This is a genomic window from Novosphingobium sp. 11B, assembly GCF_054589055.1.
In genome coordinates this window covers 14,426-34,962 of sequence record NZ_BAAILP010000105.1, presented here as the reverse complement: position 1 = coordinate 34,962, position 20,537 = coordinate 14,426, and the positions used below count along the sequence as shown (strand labels likewise).

At 65.2% G+C, this 20,537-nt stretch carries 20 protein-coding genes; 13 read left to right on the top strand and 7 right to left on the bottom strand.

Going from position 1 to position 20,537, the window contains the following annotated elements:
- Nucleotides 1-34 precede the first annotated feature (34 nt).
- On the top strand, nucleotides 35-1,306 hold the full coding sequence (locus ACYPYD_RS09525; RefSeq protein WP_069709347.1) for a TetR/AcrR family transcriptional regulator: 1,272 nt from the start codon (nucleotides 35-37) through the stop codon (nucleotides 1,304-1,306).
- A 20-nt stretch (nucleotides 1,307-1,326) separates the two neighbouring features.
- Here ACYPYD_RS09525 and ACYPYD_RS09520 read toward each other — a convergent pair whose 3' ends face one another.
- The 7 genes from ACYPYD_RS09520 to ACYPYD_RS09490 all read right to left on the bottom strand — a co-directional run bounded on the left by ACYPYD_RS09520 (nucleotide 1,327) and on the right by ACYPYD_RS09490 (nucleotide 9,247).
- Complete coding sequence (locus tag ACYPYD_RS09520) at nucleotides 1,327-2,442, bottom strand: alkene reductase (RefSeq protein WP_051586797.1); 1,116 nt, start codon at nucleotides 2,440-2,442, stop codon at nucleotides 1,327-1,329.
- Nucleotides 2,439-3,998, bottom strand: a complete 1,560-nt coding sequence (locus tag ACYPYD_RS09515; RefSeq protein WP_036525257.1) for a class I adenylate-forming enzyme family protein — start codon at nucleotides 3,996-3,998, stop codon at nucleotides 2,439-2,441. Before ACYPYD_RS09515 ends, ACYPYD_RS09520 begins: the two co-directional genes overlap by 4 nt.
- A 4-nt stretch (nucleotides 3,999-4,002) precedes the next feature.
- A complete protein-coding gene (locus tag ACYPYD_RS09510) occupies nucleotides 4,003-4,791 on the bottom strand; it encodes an enoyl-CoA hydratase/isomerase family protein (RefSeq protein WP_036525255.1) in 789 nt (262 codons plus the stop codon).
- A gap of 147 nt (nucleotides 4,792-4,938) precedes the next feature.
- The gene (locus tag ACYPYD_RS09505) at nucleotides 4,939-5,265 is read right to left on the bottom strand and encodes a cytochrome C oxidase subunit IV family protein (protein WP_036525253.1); all 327 of its coding nucleotides are present in this window, start codon (nucleotides 5,263-5,265) and stop codon (nucleotides 4,939-4,941) included.
- On the bottom strand, nucleotides 5,262-5,861 hold the full coding sequence (locus tag ACYPYD_RS09500) for a cytochrome c oxidase subunit 3 (RefSeq protein WP_051586795.1): 600 nt from the start codon (nucleotides 5,859-5,861) through the stop codon (nucleotides 5,262-5,264). Before ACYPYD_RS09500 ends, ACYPYD_RS09505 begins: the two co-directional genes overlap by 4 nt.
- A 2-nt stretch (nucleotides 5,862-5,863) precedes the next feature.
- Entirely contained in the window at nucleotides 5,864-6,571 is a 708-nt protein-coding gene (locus ACYPYD_RS09495) for a hypothetical protein (RefSeq protein WP_036525251.1), read from the bottom strand.
- A gap of 75 nt (nucleotides 6,572-6,646) precedes the next feature.
- Nucleotides 6,647-9,247: a TonB-dependent receptor gene (locus ACYPYD_RS09490; protein WP_211151525.1), complete on the bottom strand. Its 2,601-nt coding sequence runs from the start codon at nucleotides 9,245-9,247 to the stop codon at nucleotides 6,647-6,649.
- A 170-nt stretch (nucleotides 9,248-9,417) separates the two neighbouring features.
- Between ACYPYD_RS09490 and ACYPYD_RS09485 the strand changes: the two genes are divergently transcribed.
- The 12 genes from ACYPYD_RS09485 to ACYPYD_RS09430 form a co-directional block, all read left to right on the top strand.
- Complete coding sequence (locus tag ACYPYD_RS09485; protein WP_036525248.1) at nucleotides 9,418-10,473, top strand: 2Fe-2S iron-sulfur cluster-binding protein; 1,056 nt, start codon at nucleotides 9,418-9,420, stop codon at nucleotides 10,471-10,473.
- Nucleotides 10,474-10,502: 29 nt separating this feature from the next.
- On the top strand, nucleotides 10,503-11,942 hold the full coding sequence (locus ACYPYD_RS09480) for an aldehyde dehydrogenase (protein WP_036525246.1): 1,440 nt from the start codon (nucleotides 10,503-10,505) through the stop codon (nucleotides 11,940-11,942).
- 299 nt (nucleotides 11,943-12,241) lie between these two features.
- Nucleotides 12,242-12,919 (top strand): TetR/AcrR family transcriptional regulator, encoded by a 678-nt coding sequence (locus tag ACYPYD_RS09475; RefSeq protein WP_036525245.1) that lies wholly within the window; start codon nucleotides 12,242-12,244, stop codon nucleotides 12,917-12,919.
- A gap of 59 nt (nucleotides 12,920-12,978) precedes the next feature.
- Nucleotides 12,979-14,187 (top strand): phosphotransferase family protein, encoded by a 1,209-nt coding sequence (locus tag ACYPYD_RS09470; RefSeq protein WP_051586794.1) that lies wholly within the window; start codon nucleotides 12,979-12,981, stop codon nucleotides 14,185-14,187.
- Complete coding sequence (locus ACYPYD_RS09465) at nucleotides 14,184-14,693, top strand: hypothetical protein (protein WP_036525243.1); 510 nt, start codon at nucleotides 14,184-14,186, stop codon at nucleotides 14,691-14,693. Before ACYPYD_RS09470 ends, ACYPYD_RS09465 begins: the two co-directional genes overlap by 4 nt.
- Nucleotides 14,686-15,870: a phosphotransferase family protein gene (locus ACYPYD_RS09460; RefSeq protein WP_459662907.1), complete on the top strand. Its 1,185-nt coding sequence runs from the start codon at nucleotides 14,686-14,688 to the stop codon at nucleotides 15,868-15,870. Before ACYPYD_RS09465 ends, ACYPYD_RS09460 begins: the two co-directional genes overlap by 8 nt.
- Complete coding sequence (locus tag ACYPYD_RS09455; RefSeq protein ID WP_155986217.1) at nucleotides 15,860-16,399, top strand: hypothetical protein; 540 nt, start codon at nucleotides 15,860-15,862, stop codon at nucleotides 16,397-16,399. Before ACYPYD_RS09460 ends, ACYPYD_RS09455 begins: the two co-directional genes overlap by 11 nt.
- Nucleotides 16,396-17,112: an NAD(P)H-dependent oxidoreductase gene (locus ACYPYD_RS09450; RefSeq protein WP_036525239.1), complete on the top strand. Its 717-nt coding sequence runs from the start codon at nucleotides 16,396-16,398 to the stop codon at nucleotides 17,110-17,112. Before ACYPYD_RS09455 ends, ACYPYD_RS09450 begins: the two co-directional genes overlap by 4 nt.
- The gene (locus ACYPYD_RS09445) at nucleotides 17,109-17,900 is read left to right on the top strand and encodes an enoyl-CoA hydratase/isomerase family protein (protein WP_036525237.1); all 792 of its coding nucleotides are present in this window, start codon (nucleotides 17,109-17,111) and stop codon (nucleotides 17,898-17,900) included. Before ACYPYD_RS09450 ends, ACYPYD_RS09445 begins: the two co-directional genes overlap by 4 nt.
- Before the next feature lie 16 nt (nucleotides 17,901-17,916).
- Nucleotides 17,917-19,098: a phosphotransferase family protein gene (locus ACYPYD_RS09440; RefSeq protein ID WP_459662906.1), complete on the top strand. Its 1,182-nt coding sequence runs from the start codon at nucleotides 17,917-17,919 to the stop codon at nucleotides 19,096-19,098.
- Nucleotides 19,095-19,607 (top strand): hypothetical protein, encoded by a 513-nt coding sequence (locus tag ACYPYD_RS09435; protein ID WP_069709349.1) that lies wholly within the window; start codon nucleotides 19,095-19,097, stop codon nucleotides 19,605-19,607. Before ACYPYD_RS09440 ends, ACYPYD_RS09435 begins: the two co-directional genes overlap by 4 nt.
- Nucleotides 19,608-19,622: 15 nt before the next feature.
- The coding region (locus ACYPYD_RS09430; RefSeq protein ID WP_459662905.1) for a DUF7064 domain-containing protein at nucleotides 19,623-20,537 on the top strand (915 nt) is incomplete at its 3' end.

The following is a 20,537-nucleotide window of genomic DNA, read 5'->3' as shown; positions in this document are numbered from 1 at the left end:
TTGCGCTCAACCTGTGGGCCTGTAAGGTGCCGTCATGTCGGTACAGGCTCTCCAGGAAGCGGCACCGTCCGGACAGGACGGCTATCCGTTGAAATCTCTGCTTGTCGGGAAAGCTGTCGAGGGGATCGCGCGGCAAGGCATCCGCAACATGCCGATGCGCGCCATAGCCGCGAACGCCGGAGTCACGACCGCCGCGATCGTCCATCATTTCGGCGACAAGTCAGGCCTCCTTCGCGCGGCGCTGCAGCAGGCACTTCTCGAAGATAGCGCGTTTCACGAAAGCCTGATCGCAAATATCGCCGGCAGACCGCTCGGCTACCTGAACTTTGTCGAGTGGACCGCGAACTATATCCGGCTACGGCATGGGAGCGACAATGCCCGCTTCTGGTCGGAAGTGCTGTTCCATCCGCAAGCGGTGGCCGGCAACCTGCGTCACGTCGAAGCCTGGCACGACATGCGAGTCCGGGCGTGGGGCGATATTCTGGAGGGGCAGGGGCGGGACCGTAGCTTTGCCGAAGCGCTGGTCACTTACCTGTGCATGGAGGAAGTCTGGGCGCAAGGTCTCGATTCCTTCGCCGAATATCCCATCCTGCAGCGCGAGACCTTGCGTGCACTCCTGGCGGCAATGTTCGATCTATCGTGGGATGAAGAGCACAGCATAAGCGCTTTGCTGGAGCCCAGGCTCGAAAGTTTCGCTATGCGCGCGCCGCCCAATCCGGACGACCTGCGCGAACGGCTGCTGACAGAGGCGGCGCGTGACCTGTTCGAACACGGGATCGAAAAGGTGAACCAGCGGCGGATCGCCGGCAACCTTGGCGTGTCTCCCTCGATCATCGCCTATCATTTTGGAGGCATGTCGAACTTTCGCAATCAGGCGATGTGGCGCGCCATGATCCACAAGGTGGCCGATCCGCTGAATCCGTACAGCGCGAAGGACAAGCCGCTTACGCTGGAGGACTGGGCCGAAGGCATGGCGAACGCGATCTCGCCGGCCGACGGCAGCGGTGACAATGGGTTCTACGTATCCTTCGCGAGAACGATTGGCGAAGTCGCGCTGCTGTCAGGGCGGGAGCCGGAACTGCTTCCCCTCGTCGAGCACTTGCGGATACTGGACGGCACCGCCAGCTATCAGGCCGGGCGCGGAATCTGGGCCGGCCTCGTCTCGCTGCGGCGGCAGCAGGCGTCGGCCTTCGCGATGTGGATGAAAGGCCGCGCGGTGCTCAACACGGCCTTCGGGTATGACCGCGCCTCGACACGCAAGGCGCTGATCGAGGCGGTTACACGGCTGATCCGACCCGCCGGATAATTCCGGCAGGGTCGCGATCATTACCCGGCATACCGGGGATAGTCGGTATAGCCGCATCCTCCGCCGACATAGGCGTAGTCGAAGTTCGCTGCGGCCAATGGCCGGTCTTCGCGCATGCGCTCCACCAGATCGGGATTGGCGATGTAGGGGCGTCCGAACGATACCGCATCGGCCTGCCCTGCGGCGATGAACGCATCAGCGGTCGCCGCGTCGAAGCTGCCGTTCTGGATCACCGCTCCGGCATAGGACGCGCGCAGCCGGTCCATGACCGGATGCCGGGGCTTTTCCATGAATCCCGCCGCGATCGGCTCGATCAGATGGACATAGGCGATGCCGAACTCACCGGCGATCTGCCCGATCGTTTCGGCGAGGGCGCCGGGGTCTTCATCACCCATGCCCTTGCGTTCGCTGGTGGGGCTGATCCGCAGGCCGATGCGGCCCGGATTGACCTGTGCCGCCACGACCTCGATGATCTCCCGCAGCAGGCGCGCCCGGTTGGAGACTTCGCCGCCATAGCCGTCGCTGCGCAAGTTGGTCTTCGACTGGAGGAACTGGTCGATGATGTAGCCGTTGGCGCCGTGAATCTCGACGCCGTCGAACCCTGCGGCAACCGCATTGCGCGCCGCCGCTCCGTAACTCGCGACGACGCGGTCGATATCGGCCTGGTCCATTTCGCGCGGGACGACGTAGGGCTTCATCGGCAGGAAGCCGCCGGTGTAGTCGGGCGGCGGCGGAGCCATCGTTTCGCCTTCTCCGGCGATTGCCGAAGGACCGATCGGCAAGTCTCCGCCGAGATAGTCAGGCAGGACGAGACGGCCCATATGCCACAACTGGGCGAACATCCGCCCACCGGCGGCATGGACGGCGTCGGTGACCACACGCCATCCCGCGACCATCTCCGGGTTGTAGAGGCCCGGCGCGCCATACCAGCCCATGCCGAGCGGATCGACGGCGGTGGCCTCCGACACGATCAGCCCGCAGTCGGCGCGCTGGGCGTAGTACTGCGCCATCAGCGCGGTGGGCACCTGGTCCGGGCCCGAGCGGGCGCGGGTCAGCGGGGCCATGATGACACGGTTGGGCAGGTCTAGCGTCCCGATCAGGACCGGCGCAAAGAGGTGCGGGTGCATGCCGGTCATGCCACGCTCCTTCCGTGCGCTTCCCAATAGGGCGCGCGCAGATCCTTCTTCGAGATCTTGCCGCTGGGGATCAGCGGGAAGCTTTCCATGAAGACGACGCGCTTGGGCACCTTATACCCGGCAAGGGCCGTGCGGGCATGGGCGATGACTTCGGGTTCGGTGACGGTGCCGCCGGGATGACGGATGATGCATGCCATGACCGCTTCCCCCCAGCGCGCATCGGGCACGCCGATCACCGCGACGGTCGCGATTTCCGGATGGGTGGAGAGCACGTTCTCCACTTCGGCGCAGTAGATGTTCTCGCCGCCCGACACGATCATGTCCTTGAGGCGATCTACGATGTAGTAGAGGCCTTCCGCATCCCGGCGCGCGACGTCGCCAGTGTGATACCAGCCGTGCCTGAGCACCTTGGCGGTCGCCTCGGGCTGGTTCCAGTAGCCGGTGGTGATCGACGGTGTACGGATCAGCAGCTCGCCGGGCTCGTCGATGCCCAGCTCGTTGCCCTGCGCATCGACGATGCGGAACTCGATCAGCGGCAGCGGCCGTCCGCAGCTCTGCAGCTTGGCCTCGTTGTCGAGGTCATGCTCGTCCGGGCGCAGGATGGAGAAGGCACCGCCCGCCTCTGTGGCGCCGTAGAACTGCATGAACTTGCCCGGCATCCGCACGATCGCGCGCTTGATGAGGCCGAGCGAGATCGGCGATCCGGCATAGAGCGTCAGCCGGATCGAGGTGAAATCGGTGTCGGCGGCGCGCGGATGATCGAGCAGCATCTGCAGCATCGTCGGTGTCAGCGTCACCAACGTGGGACGGTCGCGCTGGATGGCTTCGCAGACGAGCCCGGGATCGAACTGCCGCACCACCGAAATGGCGACGCCGTTGTAAAGGCACTGGAAAGCGATGCCGATCGAAAGCAGGTGGAAATTCGGCAGAGGATTGATGAAGATGTCGCCGTCCACCCACTCATAGGCGGGTTCGAGATGCTCGCACAGGCGCATGCGGTTGAAGCCGCCGTGGCTGAGCATCACGCCTTTGGGTACTCCCGTCGTTCCGGAGGTGTAGAGCTGGACGGCGATGTCCTCCTCGCTGATGAACAGGTCGGGGCGGGTGTCGGGGTAGTGGGCGCACTGGGCTTCGATGCTGTCGGCCTCGTCGAACCATATCGCCGCCGGAGCATGCCCGGCGATGGCTATGGCCTCGTTCCACAGGGTTTCCATCGAGCGCTCGACCAGCACCACGCTAGCGCGGCTGTCCGCAATCAACTGCGCCAGTTCGCCTGCGGCAAGGCGCCAGTTGAACACGGTGAAAGCGCCGCGCGTCTTGGCGCTCGCGATCAGCGAGAAATAGAAGTCGGGCGAATTGAGGCCGAGGAAACCGATCCGGTCGCCCGGACCGATCCTGCGGGCGACGAGGGCATTGGCGATACGGTTCGCGGCCCGGTCGTATTCGGCGAACGAGATGTTGCGCTGCCCATAGACCAGCGCGCGGCGATCGGGCGTGTGGCGGGCGTGATACTCGATGAATTCGCCCATCGTGCGGACTTCGGGATATAGCCACATGGCGTCACTCCCCCTTGAAGACGGGTTTGCGTTTTTCGGCGAAGGCGGTGATGCCTTCGCGGGCGTCGGCGGTCCCGGCGCAGCGGGCGAGGGCCAGCGCCTCCAGTTCGAGCTGTGTTTCGAGAGGCTGGTCCTCCACGCTCAGGAACAGGCGGCGGATTTCCCCGAAGGCGCGGGTCGGACCCTCGGCCAATTGGCGCGCGACGGCTTCGGCGCGGGCGAGGTAATCCTCAGGCGCCGCGACTTCGTCCACCAGCCCGGCGCTGAATGCTGCATCGGCATCGAGCAGCTCGTTCATCAGCAGGAAGCGCTTGGCGCGGGCGATGCCCATACGGCGCGACAGCATGATCGAGGTTCCGGCATCCGCGCAGAAGGCGATCCCCGCATAAGCGGCGAGATAGCGCGAAGTGGCCGAGCCGACGACGTAATCCGCCCCCGCGACAAGCCCGTTCATGCCCCCCGCCGACATGCCCTGCACGGCGACGACGACCGGCGCGTCCATGCGTGCGAAGCGGGCGATGCCGACGTGCAGCGCGGCGGTCCATCGCTTTATCATCATCGGCAGGCGGTCGAGCTCACCGGTGAACGTGGCGATATCGCCGCCGAAGCTGAAGTTCTTGCCCTCGGCGACGATCAGCACGGCCCGGATCGACGGGTCTTCCGAGATCGTGTTTGCGGCATCGAGGAATGCCCCGCAGAATTCGGCGTTGATGGGGTTTCCACGCTCTGCCTGGGAAAAGACGAGACGGGCGAGGGCACCGTCGCGCTCTATGCGCATGGTTTGATCAGTCATCGAGGACAAACTCTCCGTCATTCTCATATCAGCGCCGGCTTGTTGCCGGCGCCATTGTCTGCGTCCGCTACCACTGTACTGCGCCGGAGGACGGCGCGGATGGCGATACGGCCGAGCGATTCCAAGAACCGCCTCCAAACCAGTTAATCACTTTATCATCTCGAAGGGAAGTGCCCTGTCATTCACGGCGACAGGAATGTGAGTCGGAGCCTTCCAGGGCAAAGCGCATAGTCCTCCGCCGAGGATGGCGCCGACGATCCCGAGCCAGGCGGCCAGCAGCAGCGCGAAAGGCCGGTGGCGCCATTCCAGATGCATGAAGCGGTTCAGGATCAACGACGCCTTGACCAGCGCGATCGCGACGGCGGCCAGGCCAACAACAAGGGAAGCAGCTTCCGTTTCGACGAGCAGGAAGCTGCCCACAGACAGCGCGGCGAGAGCGAGCAGGGTGGCGGTACTGCCGAAGCGGGCGCTCATGACGTGCCTCCCGCAAGGTAGAGCATGGGAAACAGCACCATCCACAGCAGGTCGACCATGTGCCAGTAGGCGGCGGCGCTCTCCAGCCAGACCAGCGTTTTCGTGCCCTCGGGCTTGGTGAGCTTGCCTGCGGTGACCGCGAGCACGCCGATCCCGAGCACGAAGTGCAGGAAGTGGATGCCGGTGAAGGCGAAGTAATAGCCGAAGAACTCGCTGGAGGTCAGCGTGATGCCGGCAGAGACCTTGGCGTAGTATTCGTAGCCCTTGGTCAGGGCGAAAGCGGAGCCGAACAGCATCGCCGCCAGCACCCGCGTGCGGGCGTGCCGCCAGTCGCCCTCGCGCCCGGCCTCGACGGCGCGGACCATCCACCAGCCGCTGAAGACGAGGATCAGCGTGTTCGTCAGCCCCAGCACCGGGTCGAGCGCCGCGCGTGAGGCGCGATAGCCTTCCGGGTCCTGGAACTGCCCAACCATGAACAGCAGGAAGAACACCGCGAACATCGCCATGTCTGCCGTGATGAAGAAGAACACGCCCGGATCGCCGGGCAGCGTCCGGTCGCGTTCGCGCAGGTTGCCCGCGCCTGGCTGGCCATGCACGGTCAGGGCGCTTCTTCTCGGACCAGACGGTCGATCGCCTTGAACAGATAGACCGATATGATCGCCATGAAGAGGAAGAAGATTGAGAACTCGAGCCAGTAATTGACGGTGCCGCTGCGCGAGAACGGGCCGGTTTTGAAGAACGGATTGAGCGCCTCGATCACGAACATCACGCCCACCCAGATGCTGAACCAGCTGACCCAGGCCGGGAACAGCGGCACCTGGCGCCGGTCCGAAAGGAAGCACACGCCCAGCGCCACCATCTGCAGGGTGGTGAGTGAATAGGCGAGGTCGAAGATCATCCAGCCCAGATCGAACAGGATCTGCAGCGTGCCGGGCTCCAGCGTGTCGGCGCGGAAGGTGGCGGTCAGCCAGATGCCGCAGGGAATGACGAAGATCAGGGTCGTGAACCCGGCGCCCCACAACTGCAGGGTGGAGAGCACGTTGTTGTGCCGCTCGACTTTCTCCATGACCTTGGTGATCGCCAGTCCCCACACGAAGTAGAGGACGGAGCAGGCGATCGTCACGGTCATGCCGACGCGGATCTGGTCCGCCACCGGGGCGAACTGCGCCTTGAACTCGGCGGCGGAAAGCCCGGCGGAGTAGGGCGGAATGTTGCGCCCCAGAATGCCCCAGAAGATGATGGTGACGATCAGGAGGATCGGGCCTCCCCATGCGCATATCCGGACGTACTTGTAGGGGGTCTCCACGGCACTCTCCCAGTTTTCTTGTTGTCGTAAGGTCATGAAAAAGGGGCAGGACCATCGGCCCCGCCCCGGTCACCGTCAGAAGCGCATCGTCGCCTCGATGCCGTACGTGCGTGGCAGGCCGCGCACGCGGTAGCCGTTGCCGAACAGGTTTTCGAGCGAGATGCCGTAAGGGTAATAGACCTTGTTGGTCAGGTTCTTGCCCCAGACCGAGATCGTGTAGCGCGGCGTATCGTAGGAGATGCGCCCGTTCAGTAGCCAGTAGTCGCCGTTGCCCTCGCCGAACTTGCCGCTGGCGACGCTCGGGAGCGGGCCGCGGCTATAGTCCTTGAACGAGTCGAAGTAATACCGGCCGGTGTAAGAGGCATCGCCGTGCAGCTTGATGGTGCCGCCGCCCAGCTCCACCGCGTCCCAGTCGAACCCGAAGTTGAGCGAGGACTTGGCGGCATAAGGGAAGGGATTGCCCCCGACGCTGACATTGCCGCCCGAGGTCTGGACGCACGAGCCGTCCTGCGCGGGAAATTGCCCGGACAAATCCTTGGCGGCGCAGGCGGCCTGATCGTAGCCCTTGTACTTGCTGTCGAGGATGCCGACGGACGCGGTCAGCGTCAGGCGGTCGGTGGCGGCGAACTGGATGTCCGCCTCGAAGCCCTTGAGGGTGCCGTCGAGCGCAATGAGGTTGGCGGTGGCGGTATTATCCACCACCTGACCCTGCTGCCCCTTGTAATCGTAGTAGAAGAACGCGCCGTTGACCTGCACCCGGTTGTTGAGGAAGCGCGACTTGAAGCCGATCTCGTAGGCATTCACCTGCTCGGGCCGCACGAAGTAGACCTGATTGGCGCTGCCGTAGGCGAGGCCGTTGAAGGTACCCGCCCGGTAGCCGCGGCTGAAGCTGGCATAAAGCATCACGTCGTCGATCGGCTTCCAGTCGAGGATCGCCCGGCCGGTGAACTTCTTGGATTTGCCGCTGCGCTCAAGCCCGCCGGGCATCGGCACGCCGAGGTCGCGGTAGGACGGGATGACGATGTTGCCGGCTTCGTCGCGCACCGGCTCGATGAAGTAGGTGTTGCCCAGCGCCGGATCGTTGAAGTCCGACACGGTGATCATCCGCGCATTGCCGGCATCGTCGTAATAGGTCGTGATGCCGTCCATGAAGCGTGTCTTGTCGATCGTGTAACGCAGGCCCGCCGTCAGCTTCAGGGTCGGCGTGATCTCGTAGCTGCCCTCGCCGTAGAGGGCCCAACTGGTGCGCTTCTGCTTGGAATGGTTCGTCGCGCGGATGCCGGTGGGCAGGGAGCCAGCCGAAAGCGCCGTGCCGTTGAAGGCGCCGCCTGGGTTGAAATACGTGTCTGGCAGGCCGACCGCCGCGCGCACGTCGCTCAGGAAGTTGAAGAAGTCCGGCCGGTTGTCCGCCGTGATCGAGTCGCGGCCATATCCGCCGCCCAGGATCAGCTTGAACGCCTGCCGGTCGAGCACGAAGCGCAGATCCTGGTTGAAGGCGTTGAAGTTGGACTGATAGCCGATCGCGCACATGCGCAGCGGCGTGCCGTCGCAGTCGGTGATCGACTGCAGGTAACGCCCGGAATCGTAACCGCTGACCGAAACCAGATCGAGAGAATCGCCCAGTTCCGCCTTGACGGTGAGGACGACGCCTTCCGAGCGGGTCAGCGCCTTGCCGATGGTGTCGGCCTGGATTTCCTTGAGGCCGAGTCCTTCGCCCGACTGGCTGTACGAAGCCGGCAGCAGGCCCGCCGGGGCGAGCGATCCGAACAGGCCGCCGAGCAGGAAATTGGGCGAGGTATAATCGATGACGTCGCTGGTCTTCGACTGCCCGGTCGGCAGCGGCGGCTCGGTGCCGCCGACGGCCTTGGCGTAGTAACCCTTGAGCGTGATATCGAGCGTATCGGTCGGCTTCACCCGCAGCGTGCCGCGGATGCCGTAGCTCTTGGTGCCGCCCGGCGAGCGGTCATTCACCTGGTTCAGCCCCGATGCGCCGCCCGCTGCCGAAGTGTTCAGGCCGGGCGCCAGGCGGTTGCGCAAGTAGGGGTCGGAATCGACGTAAGTTCCGGCGATGCGGATGCCGACCTTGTCCTCCACCGGCGTGACTTCGATCGCGGCCTCGCCGTTGATCCGGTTGTAGTTGCCGTAGCCGATGGTGGCATAGCCGTTGGTGCCGGAGAGCTTGGGCTTGCGGGTTATGAAATTGATCGCGCCGCCGGTGGTGTTGCGGCCGTAAAGCGTGCCCTGCGGGCCGCGCACGACCTCGATCTGCTCGAGATCGTAGAGTTGCTGGCCATGGCTGGACCGGAACGCCTGATAGACCTCGTCGACATAGACGCCGACGGGCGAGGCGGCGTTCGCGTTGAATTCGGTGCCGACGCCGACGCCGCGCAGGGAGAAGTTCGGCTGCTGCGAACCATAGGGCGAGGACACCTGCAGGTTCGGCATCGAGGCATTGAGGTCGGAGGTCTCGAACACACCCTTGGACTGCAGCGTTTCAGACGAGATCGCCGAAACCGCGACCGGCACATCCTGCAGGTTCTCGGAGCGTTTGGTGGCGGTGACGATGATCTCGTGCAGGCCGCCCTGGCTGGCAGTATCCTGGCTTTCCTGTGCGAAGGCAGGCGAGGTGAGTCCGACGGCGAGCGCGCAGATGCTCACGCAGCGAATCGCTTTCATGCTGTTCTCCCATTCCCAGATCACTTTTACGTTTTTTGCGTGACCTTGATACGTAAATTATGTAGCTCGAATCGAATGTCAACAGATTTACGAGTTTGTGCTTTGCAGCATCCGCTGATAGTTGGATCGTAAGCCGGACCACCGAGAATCGGCCGATTTGGGATAGGACCATGTTCAAGAAGCTATTCGGCAAGAAGCCCGAGCCGCAGGTGGAGCTTGTCCCTTCGGGGGCGACCTTCTCGGTCGGTCGGAACAAGACGGTGCTGGAACAGGCGCTCGAAAACGGGCTGGCCTATCCGCACGACTGCACGGTCGGCACTTGCGGCAGTTGCCGGTCGCGGCTGCTGTCGGGGAAGGTCGATGCGATAACGCCCTTCGGCTACACGCTGAGCCGCGAGGAACTGCAAGCCGGCTATATCCTGGCTTGCCAGGCGATCCCCGAATCGGATCTGCGCATCGAGGTCGATCTGCCGGATGCGGAGGAGGCGCCGGTGACGGTCGGCGGCCGAATTGTTTCGGTGCAGGATCTGACGCACGACATCCGCAAGGTGACCTGGCAGGTCGATGCGCCGCTGCGCTTCAAGGCCGGGCAGTACATGAACGTGCGGTGGCCTTCGGGGCCGGGGCACAGGTCCTATTCGTTCTGCCATGCCCCTGCGCCGGAAGGTAGCCGGACGGTGTCCGCATTCGTCCGCCGCGTGCCGGGCGGCGCTTTCACCGAGGCGCTGTTTGCAGGCGAACTGGCGGACACCGAATTCGCCATCGAGGGCGCGCACGGCGGGTTCTGGCTGCGGCCGGGTGAGGGGCCCATCCTGCTGGTCGGCGGCGGCAGCGGTCTGTCGCCGCTGATGAGCCTGCTGGAAGATGCGGCTGCCCGCAACGTGGCGCGCGACGTCGTGCTGTTGTTCGGCGGGCGCGGAGAGCGCGATCTCTACTGCCTTGAAGACATTGCCGCGATCGCGGCGCGCTGGGAGGGCAAGTTCCTGTTTCGGCCGGCCCTGTCCGAAGAGCAGGTCGACGGCGTTCGTCACGGTCTGGTCACGCGGGAGATCGCCGACGCCATCGCCGAACTTGGCGGATCGCAGGATCTGCAGGCCTATATGTGCGGCCCGCCGCCGATGATCGATGCCGCCGTCGCCGAACTGACGGGGCAGGGCGTCGCGCTGGAGGCCATCCACTACGACAAGTTCACCGATGCCAGCTCGGCCGCCGGTGCGCGCGCCTGACACCCCCATACCACAAGAGGATGACCACGATGACGATATCCAAGGACGCCTTCTTCATCGGCAACCAGTGGGTTTCCCCCGCCAGTGACCGCCGCTTCACGCTGGTGAACGCCTCAACCGGAGAGGAATACGGCAGCGCGCCCGAAGCGGTCGAGGCCGACGTTGATGCGGCGGTGGCTGCAGCACGCAAGGCTTTCGAGACTTCGGGTTGGGCGGACGCCAGCCCCGCCGAACGGGCGGCGGTCATGCAGCGCTTCGTTGCCGCCGTCGCGGCGCGGGGAGATGAGATCGCCCGCACCGTCAGTGCGCAGAACGGCATGCCGATCGGTCTCAGCACGCTGCTGGAAGGGCAGTTCGGCGCAGGCGTCGTGCAGTATTACGCGCAGCTTGCCGAAGGGCTCGGCGCGCCCGACGTGCGGCCCTCGCAGATGGGCAAGGAGACGCTGGTGGAGCGTTCCGCCATCGGCGTGGTCGCCGCGATCGTGCCCTGGAACTTCCCGGTGACGCTGGCGCTCAACAAGATCGCTCCGGCCATGGCGGCGGGCTGCACCGTCGTCATCAAGCCTTCACCCGGCACGATCCTCGACAGCTACCTGCTCGCCGAAGCAGCGCTGGAAGCGGGTGTGCCTGCAGGCGTGCTCAACTGGGTCGCGGCCGACCGTGATGTCGGCGCCTACCTCGTCTCGCACCCCGGCATCGACAAGGTCGCCTTCACCGGCTCGACCGGGGCAGGGCGGGCGATCGCGCGCACCTGCGGCGAACTGCTGCGCCCGGTCACGCTGGAACTGGGCGGCAAGTCCGCCGCGATCCTGCTGGACGACGTCGATGTCGGCGCGTTCCTGCAGGGCGTGCCGATGGCCAGCATGCTCAACAACGGCCAGGCATGCTACAACGGTACCCGCGTGCTGGCGCCGCGTCGCCGCTATGACGAAGTGGTCGGGGCGCTGGCCGAGTTCGCGAACGGACTGGTGGTGGGTGATGCGCTCGATCCTGCGACGCAGGTGGGGCCGATGGCATCGGCCGCACACCGCGACCGGGTGGAAAGCTACATCGGCATCGGCAAGCAGGAAGCGCGCCTCGTCGCGGGTGGCGGTCGTCCGCAGTCGACCAATCAGGGCTGGTTCGTGGAGCCGACCATCTTCGCCGACGTCGACAATGGAGCCCGCATCGCGCAGGAGGAAATCTTCGGCCCGGTGCTTTCGGTGATCCCCTACGACGGCGAGGAAGAAGCCATTCGCATCGCCAATGACAGCGCGTTCGGCCTCGGCGGTTCGGTCTGGAGCGCGGATGGCGATCATGCCACGCAGATCGCTCGCAAGGTAGCCAGCGGAACAGTGGGCGTGAACGGCTATATGCCGTCGCTCGGCGCGCCGTTCGGCGGCATCAAGGCCAGCGGCCTCGGCCGGGAGTTCGGGCCTGAGGCGATCGCGGCCTATCAGAACACCAAGTCCATATACGTCATGGCGTGAAGCCTGCGGGCCGGAGATTTTTTGCGGAACCCCTGCGAGAAATCTCCGGCATTTCGAAAGCAGATAATAATAAACATATTGACCGAGTTTTTGTAACGTATTACACTTCGAGGCACAGGGTCGAAAAGGACCCGAACTTGGTGATTGAGGAAGCGGAAGCGTTCGCAAATGTTCGCTCCGCTGTCGAAAAGCGAATTACTGTTTGATTGGCCGTGGCAGGAGTTACGATTGCGAAGTCGTGTTCTGGCGCTAACCTTCACACATTGCCTGCATTCCGAAGGTGCTGCCGGGATTCCGAAATGTTGAGAAAGCTGCCGAAAGACCAGCGCAAGGACCTTATCCTCGACAGCGTCGAGGCGCTGATCCTTTCGACATCCAGCACCGACTTCACGATGCACCAGCTGGCCAAGCATGTCGGGATCAGCCCGACGACGTTCTACAACCTGTTCGGATCGAAAGGGACGGTACTCTACAGCCTTCTGAACCGGTGCCTGGATGCGATCATCAGCGGCCGCGAGGCGGATGTTTCGGAGAAGGACCCGGTCCTCTACGCCATACACACCATGACGTTCGCTGCGGAACTCTTCGTGGAGCGGCCGGGTCTCTATCGCCCGCTCTACAAGTTCCAGCTGGGCGAGCGCGACATGGGTGCGCGGCCGGTCTACCTCGACCGCGCGCTGGACTTCTGGCGTCGCAGTCTCGCGGGACTGGTCGAGCGCGGTTACTTGTCCGACCATCCGAGCGATGGATCGTTTTCGCGTGACGATGTCGCACTGGCATTGCTGACGCACAGTTCCGGCGTGATCGACCTGTGGGTCCAGGAAGATTTGGACGATGCCGAATTCGTGGCCCGCATGACGCACGATGCCGCATTGATCGTCTATGGCATCGTGTCCGACGAAGATCGCAGGACGATAGCTGCGATAGTCCGGCAAGTCCGGCCGAATATCAGGGACTTCTCTTTCCTCAAGTCTTGACCGTGATCTGCCGGTGCCTGGCACCGGATAATAACAGATAGAGATACATGGGAGAATGTATGACCGAAAGGTTCGGCGGGGATTCCCGCGTCGTACAACTGTGCCCGGATCGTGCGCGGAACCGCGCCGCCGACCCGGCCGACCAGGACCCCACGCTCGCGCATATGCTGGATGGTCGGGCGGCGAAGCTGGCGTCATCCGATTATCATCCTGTCGCGATCGACGACATCACCGAGCGGCTCACGCGCCTGTTCGCGCAGAACCTCCATCCGGCTGCGAAGGTAAGCGGCCTGCGCAGGCTGGCGGGGGGCGCGTCCAAGGAGCAGTTCCTTTTCACGCTGGACGCGCCTTGCCTTGAGGGCAGCGAACAGCTCGTGGTCAGGATGGACCCGACTGACGGCGTGCTGGAAACGAGCCGACGGCGCGAGTTCGAGATCCTGGAAGCCATGCAGGGCGTGGTTCCGGTGCCCCGTCCCCGCTTTCTGGATCATGAGGGGACATGGCTCGGCGCTTCCGGGATGATAACCTCGTTCGAGCGTGGCAGCACCAAGCCGCCGCAGGCGGGCGCAGGCGTATCGGGCCTTGGCACCGGCTTCACGCCGCAATGGCGCGAGCGGCTCGGACCGCAGTTCCTCCGGCTGATGGCGGCCATCCATCGCTTCGACTTCCGGGTGGCAGCATTGCAGCACTTCGCCATTCCCGATGCGGACCCGTTCCAGGCCGCGCGCCAGCGTGTCAACTTGTGGGCGCGGGTTTGGCGGGAGGGTGCCTATGCGCCGATCCCGGGCTTTGCGGTCGTCGAATCCTGGCTGCGCAGCAATCTGCCCGCTGCACGGGAGCTGGTTCTCGTCCATGGGGACTTCCGTACCGGTAATTATCTGTTCGACGGCGACAGCGGCGAAATCACCGCGATCCTTGACTGGGAACTCGCCCATGTCGGCGACTATCACGAGGATCTGGCATGGTCGCTGGTCGAAATCTTCGGCGCGCGCGACGAACAGGGGCGCTACTTGTGCTCCAACCTCATGACCGTCGAGGATTTCATCGGCGGCTACGAGCGCGAGACGGGACGCATCGTCGATCGCGACACTCTGCGCTTCTACCGCATCCTGCTGTCGTGGAGCGTGGTGGCGATGGCGAGCAGCGGCCTGACGGCGGCGGCCAACCGGCATAACCACCAGGACATCCTGCTGACCTGGCTGTCGATGGTCACGCACCCTTTGCTCGACGAGATCACGCGTCTGATGCTTGAGGAGAAGGCGGCATGAACCCCGGTTTCGAAGTCCGCCTGTCCAGCATGCGCCGGGCGCTGGCGACGGTCATCATGCCCGCGATCGACCCCGGCAATCCGCTGGCGCAGGAGCAGGCCGGGCTCATGCTCGCGCATATCGGCATGCTGGAGGCGCAGTGGGACAAGCTGGAAGATTACGCCCGCCTGTGCGTGCAGGATCTGATCGAGGTCTCCGGCAGGATCGATGCGGCGGGAGGGCCTGAAACCCTTGCCGCAGCGGCAGGACTGGCGGCCCTCGCCGGAACGCCTCCGGTGCGCGGCGAAGTCGCTTATCGTGCCTTGTCCGAAGCGCTGGAAGGGCTGGTTCGCGCTGTCGATCGGGACGGCGACGCGGACTTTCGCCGCGCGCTCCACCGTGAAGTCCTGCTGCACGCAAACCGTCAGGCCGCCCGGGACCGGTCTTGGTTCGCGGCCTGCGGCTTCGACGTGAACACCGCCGACCTGCCCTCCATCGAGACACTGATCGGGCGCGGCGATGGATAGCAAGCAGCATCCCACGCGCGAGTGGATAGAGGCGCTGCGCCTTCGCTATCCGACGGAACGCACGATCGACGAAGCGCTTACCCGAAAGCTGCAGGCGCGTTCCGGCCCAGCTTACGTGCCTAGTCCGGTCAGCGAGATCGCAACAAGGCTGGAGCGCTTCTTCGCGCACGCCATGCCGGGCGCCCGGGTCTCCCAAGTCGCGCCGCTGGGCGGTGGAGCATCGAAGGAGCAGTTCAGTTTCACGCTGGCACAACCGGACGGAACCGAGGCGCGCCATGTCCTTCGGCGCGAACCGCCCGAATCCGTCGTCGAGACGCACCGCCTGCGCGAATTCCAGATGATGCGGGCGATGGCCGGTACGGTGCCGGTGCCCGATGCGCCCTGGGTGGATGCCGAAGGGCAATGGTTCGACCGTCCGGCGATGATCTCCCGGTTTGTTGAGGGCGTGACCAAGGCGCCGGGCTCGGGCGGCAACGTCACCGGGCTGGGCACCGGGTTCTCTCCCGAACTGCAGGATGCGCTGGGTGGACAGTTCGTCGACCTGCTGGCGCGGATACATCAATTCGACTGGCAGTCGGCCGATCTCGACGCCTTCGATCGGCCGGAAGCAGGCAGTACCGCCGGGGTCCATCAGGTCATCAACTGGTGGGAGCGGATCTGGGAGGAAGACTCGTACGAGCCGATGCCCATCATCCGCTATACCGCGCAGTGGCTGCGTGCCAATGCGCCGCCGATCGAGCGGGTGGTGGTGGTCCACCATGACTTTCGCGCAGGCAACTTCCTGTTCGATCCCGACACCGCGCAAGTGACGGCGGTTCTCGACTGGGAACTGGCCCACCTCGGCGATTACCACGAAGACCTCGCCTGGACGCTGCAGGAAGGTTACGGCTATCGCGATGCGCAAGGGCGCTTCATCGTCTGCAGCCTGATCGAGCAGGCCGAGTTCCTCGACCGCTACGCACGCACCACCGGCTTCCCGGTCGATCCGCGCAAGATCGCGTACTACAGCGTCATGAACACCTGGAAATCGGCGATAATCGTCCTCGCAACCGGCATCCGCTGTGTGATCGGCGGCAAGAGCCATCAGGACATCCTGCTGACATGGCTGGCGGGCTTCGGCCATGTCTGCGTCGATACGCTTCTGCAGCATCTGGAAAGGGCCGAGAATGGTTCCTGACACACCCTTGCGCCTCGCTGCCGTGCAGAAGGCGCTGGAGGATATCGTCGCGCCGGTCCTGCCGCCCGACGCCGATTTCGCGCGTGAGCAACTGGCGCTGATCGTCCGATCGCTGGCGCTGGTGCGCAAGCAGATCCCCCAGGAATACGCATTCCACGTGCACGACGCGCATGCCTTCAGTGCCTTCGGCAGCGAAGTGGCCGCATGCCTGCCCGATGCGCACCCCGCGCGCGGCGAACTCGCGCAGGCCATCGAGGACGTCCGCGCGATCGCCCCGCCGGTGGTGCCTGACCGCACCGCTCTGGAGCAGGCGGTCAGGGCCTTGCGCGGTGCGATCGAGACCGCCGTGCAGCAGGTCGGAGAAGACGCTGCCACCTTGCGCGCGATCGGGCCGGTGGTGCTGGAACACACCCGCAGACAGACGCTGCTCGAACGCGCCTGGGTGGCCGACACCGGCTTCGACCGCGACCCGGCGAGCCTGCCCCTGCCCGAAACCATCCTCTACAGCGCCGGAGAGACGCCGCGATGAAAGCCCATCTCGTTCACGCCCATTCTGAGGGCGATTCCTTCGTCACCGCCATGAAGACCGTCATCGCTTCGCAGCTTGAGGCGGACGGTCACGAAGTCACGATTTCCGACCTCTACGCCAAGCGCTTCAACCCGGTCGCCTCGCCCGCCGACTTCGGCAGCCGCCGCGACGATGAGCGCTTGGTCTATGCGCTGGAGCAGCGCCACGGCTACGAAAGCGGCACGCTGGCGCCCGATATCCTGGAGGAGATCGAGCCGGTTCTGGCCGCCGACCTGCTGGTGTTCACCTTCCCGATCTACTGGTTCGGCGCACCCGCGATCCTGAAGGGCTGGTTCGACCGGGTGATGCTGTCGGGCGTCTGCTATGGCGGAAAGCGCCTCTACGGACGCGGCGGACTGGCCGGAAAGCGCAGTTTCGCGGCCATGAGCCTGGGCGGGCGCGAGAACATGTTCGGCGCGCAAGGCGTGCACGGCGAACTGGTCACGGGCATGATGCGGCATTTCTTCCAGGGCACGCTCGGCTATGTCGGCACCAGCGTGCTGGAGCCCTTCGTCGGTTACAACGTGCCTTATATCGGCGAGCCGGCGCGGGCGGCCCTGCTGGACGATCTGCGCGGCGTCGTGGCACAGATTGATCGCCGTCCGGTGCTCGCCGTGCCGGACCTGAACGCCTTCGACGACAGGCTGGCGCCGCTCGCGAGTGTCGAGGCATGAGCTACGAGACGATGCGCCTCGACGTGCAGGGCGGCATCGCCGCGCTGACGTTCACCAAGGCCGAGACCGGCAATCCCATCAACGGCACGTTCTGCCGCGACCTTTATGACGTGGCGGTCGACCTGTCGGAACGCTGCAACGTTCGCGCCGTGCTGATCCGCGCGGAAGGCAGGGCCTTCGGCTATGGTGGCGACATCGCGGGTTTCCTGCCAAGGCTGGACGAACTGCCGCGCCTGATGAAGCAGTGGACCGGCGATTTCCATACCGGAATTCTGCGGCTGCAGCGGCTCGACGCGCCGATCGTGGTGGCGGTCCACGGCGTCTGCGCGGGCGGCATGGTGGCGCTGGCGGCGGGGGCGGACTTCGTGCTGGCGAGCGACCGGGCGCGGTTTGTCTCGGCCTATTCCGGGATCGGGCTGGCCTGCGACGGCGGTGCTTCGCTCTCGCTCGTGCACCGCATGGGGCGCAGCCATACGCGCCGGTTCCTGATCCTCAACGAGACCTGGGATGCGGCCGCCGCCGCTGAGGCCGGGCTGGTCGACGAAGTGCTGGAAGGCGACGAGGCGCTGGCGGCGCGGGCGCAAGAACTCGCCCACCGGATCGCCGCCGGACCGACCCGCGCCATCGGCGAAATCCGCCGCCTGCTGCGCCTCTCGGGCGAAGTCCCGGCGGAGGCGCAGATGGAGGCCGAAGCACAGGCCATGGCTCGAGCCGCCGCCACTGCCGACGCGCGCGAAGGCATCACCGCCTTCGCTCAGAAACGGCAGCCCGTGTTCACCGGAAAATAGAAAAAGGGAGGGAGTCATGAAGACCCAGGCACAGCGCTTAGCGCAAGAACCGGTGGCCGCGATCGACCGCGATGCGATCGAGCACCGGCTCCTCGAAATCCTGCTGGCGAAGCAGGAACGTCGCAAGTTGGGGCCTTATATTCCCCGAACCGCGCCCGATATCGCGAAAGGGCTCTCGGTCCTGTTCGCCCGCGAAGGTATCGCCGCGCAGGCACGGGGCGTGCGCCGCATGGGGGGAGGGGCCTCCAAGGAGCAGTTCGTCTTCGATGTCGAGGGCGAGATCGACCCCGCCTTCGCCCGCTGCGTGCTGCGCATGGACCCGCGCGAGGGCATCATCGAGACCTGCCGCCGCCGCGAGGCGCAAGTCCTGCGCGCGGTCGCGGGCGTGGTGCCTGTGCCGCCCGTCCTGACCGAGGACGGCGACGGCGAGACGATGGGCCAGCCGCTGATGGTCACCGGCTTCGTCGGCGGCGTGACCAAGCCCAGCGACAGCGGCGCGGGGCCATCGGGGCTGAAGGCGCGGTTCGGGGAAAGCCTCGGGGCTGCGCTGACCTCGCAGTTCATCGGCTATCTCGCCGCCATTCACGCGGTGGATTATCGCGCGGCGGGGCTCGACGATTTCGCCGTTCCTCGGCCCGAAACCACCGACGCGGCGCTCTGGCAGGTCAATTACTGGACCCGCGTGCGGGCGCTGGAGGAAACCGATTCCCTCCCGCTGCTGACGCTGGCCGAGACCTGGCTCTACGACCATCTGCCCGTCTGCGAGCAGCCGGTCCTGCTCCACGGTGACTACCGCGTCGGCAACTTCCTGTTCGACGAGGATCGGCAGGAAATCACTGCGCTGCTGGACTGGGAACTCACGCATATCGGCGATTTCCATGAGGATCTCGCCTATAGTTTCGAGCCGCTGTTCGGCCACCGCGATGCCGACGGCGTGTTCCATGTCGGCTCGATGTTCACCACCGAGCACCTGATTTCGCGCTACGAGGCGCTGACCGGGCGCACGGTGAATCCGGCGACGCTCCACTGGTATCGCGTCCTGACGAGCTACAAGCTGATCGCCATGAACCACTGCTCGTCGATCATCGCGGCGCGCGATGGGACCAACCACCAGAACGCGCTGCTGGCTTTCCTCGCATCGTGCACGGCCGGGATGTCGGACACCCTGTGCGAACTGCTTTCGGGAGAAATGGCATGACACCGGACCCGATCATCCGTCTCGCTAGTGTCGTGCAGACGCTGGAGCATGTCGTTGTTCCGGCAGTCGATTCCGGCAATCTGCTGGCCGTCGAGCAGTGCGGCGTGGTGCTCGCGCAGCTGCGCATGCTGGAGCGGCACATGCCGCTGATCGGCGCCTATCACGCGCTGTGCCTGACAGACCTGCTGGGCGTCGTCGCCGCGCTGCCGCCGGTCGAGGGCGGGCCTGCGGCAGTCATGGCGCGGCGCGAACTGGCCGAGGCCTGCGCGCAAGTGGACGATCCCGCCGACCCGCGCCTTGCCTTCCATCGCGTCGGCCGGGCGCTGGAGGGGCTGGTGCGCGCGATGGCGCAGGACGGCGAACCCGCCGTGCGGCGCGCCATAGACGCGGCGGTGCTGGCCTTTTCCATCCGGCAGGCGCGGCGGGCGCGTAGCTGGTTTCAGGATGCGGGCTTCGACCACGATGCGGATTCGCTGCCGACCGTGGAGGCCATGGTCGCGGGCAACTGATTGAAGGGATGGCGAATGATTGCCAGGGAACACGCCGAATTCCAGTTCGGCGCCGATGCATCCTACGACTGGTGCGAGACCAACTTCTTCCCGTTTTCGGTGCCTGAAGCCTGCATTTCCGGGAGCATCTACGTGCTGTCACGGCCGAAGCTGGGCGTGGCGATGGTCGATGTGCTGGTGCAGGACCGCATCGCCCCGGCGTGGGAGGCGCAGGCCTATGTCGACAACCAGCAGCATCTGCCGTGCCCGACCTCGCTGCTCCGGTATGCCTTTCCCAATGGGCTGGCGGTGGAGGCGGTCGATCCGCTTTCGCATTACCGGATACGCTACGAGGGTATCGACGATACCGCATTCGAACTTGATTTTCAGGCACTTATGGCGCCTTTCGACATGAACGACCCGGCGATAGACCCGACGGCGGCGGGCCGCATCGGCGCGGGCTGGGGAGGGGCGGCGTTCTCCGGGCACTACGAGATCACCGGCCGGATCACCGGACGCCTGCGGCTGCGCGGGCGCGAGTATGCGGTCGATTGCGTCGATACGCTGGACCGCAGCTGGGGCCCGCGCAAGGAGCGGGACAACGGCAATGCCACCTGGATTCACGGCTCTTTCGCGGAAAAGCTGACGGTTCACGCCTTCCTCGGCCTCGATCCGGCGGCGCGGTCGGGCTTCGGCCCGCTCATCAGCGGCTATGTGCTGGAGGACGGCGTGGTCAGCGGTCTTGTCTCCGCGCAAGGGGCGGTGGAGCGCCACGCCGGGCTGCCGATGTCCAACCACCTGCAAGTGGAGGATGCGCTGGGGCGGCGGCATGAACTGACGGCGGCGGCGATCAACGGGTGCGTCTGGGCACCGTTCCCCTCGATGGTCTATGCGCAGAGCTTCATGCGCTGGAACTGCGCGGGAATGCTGGGTTTCGGGGTGCAGCAGGAC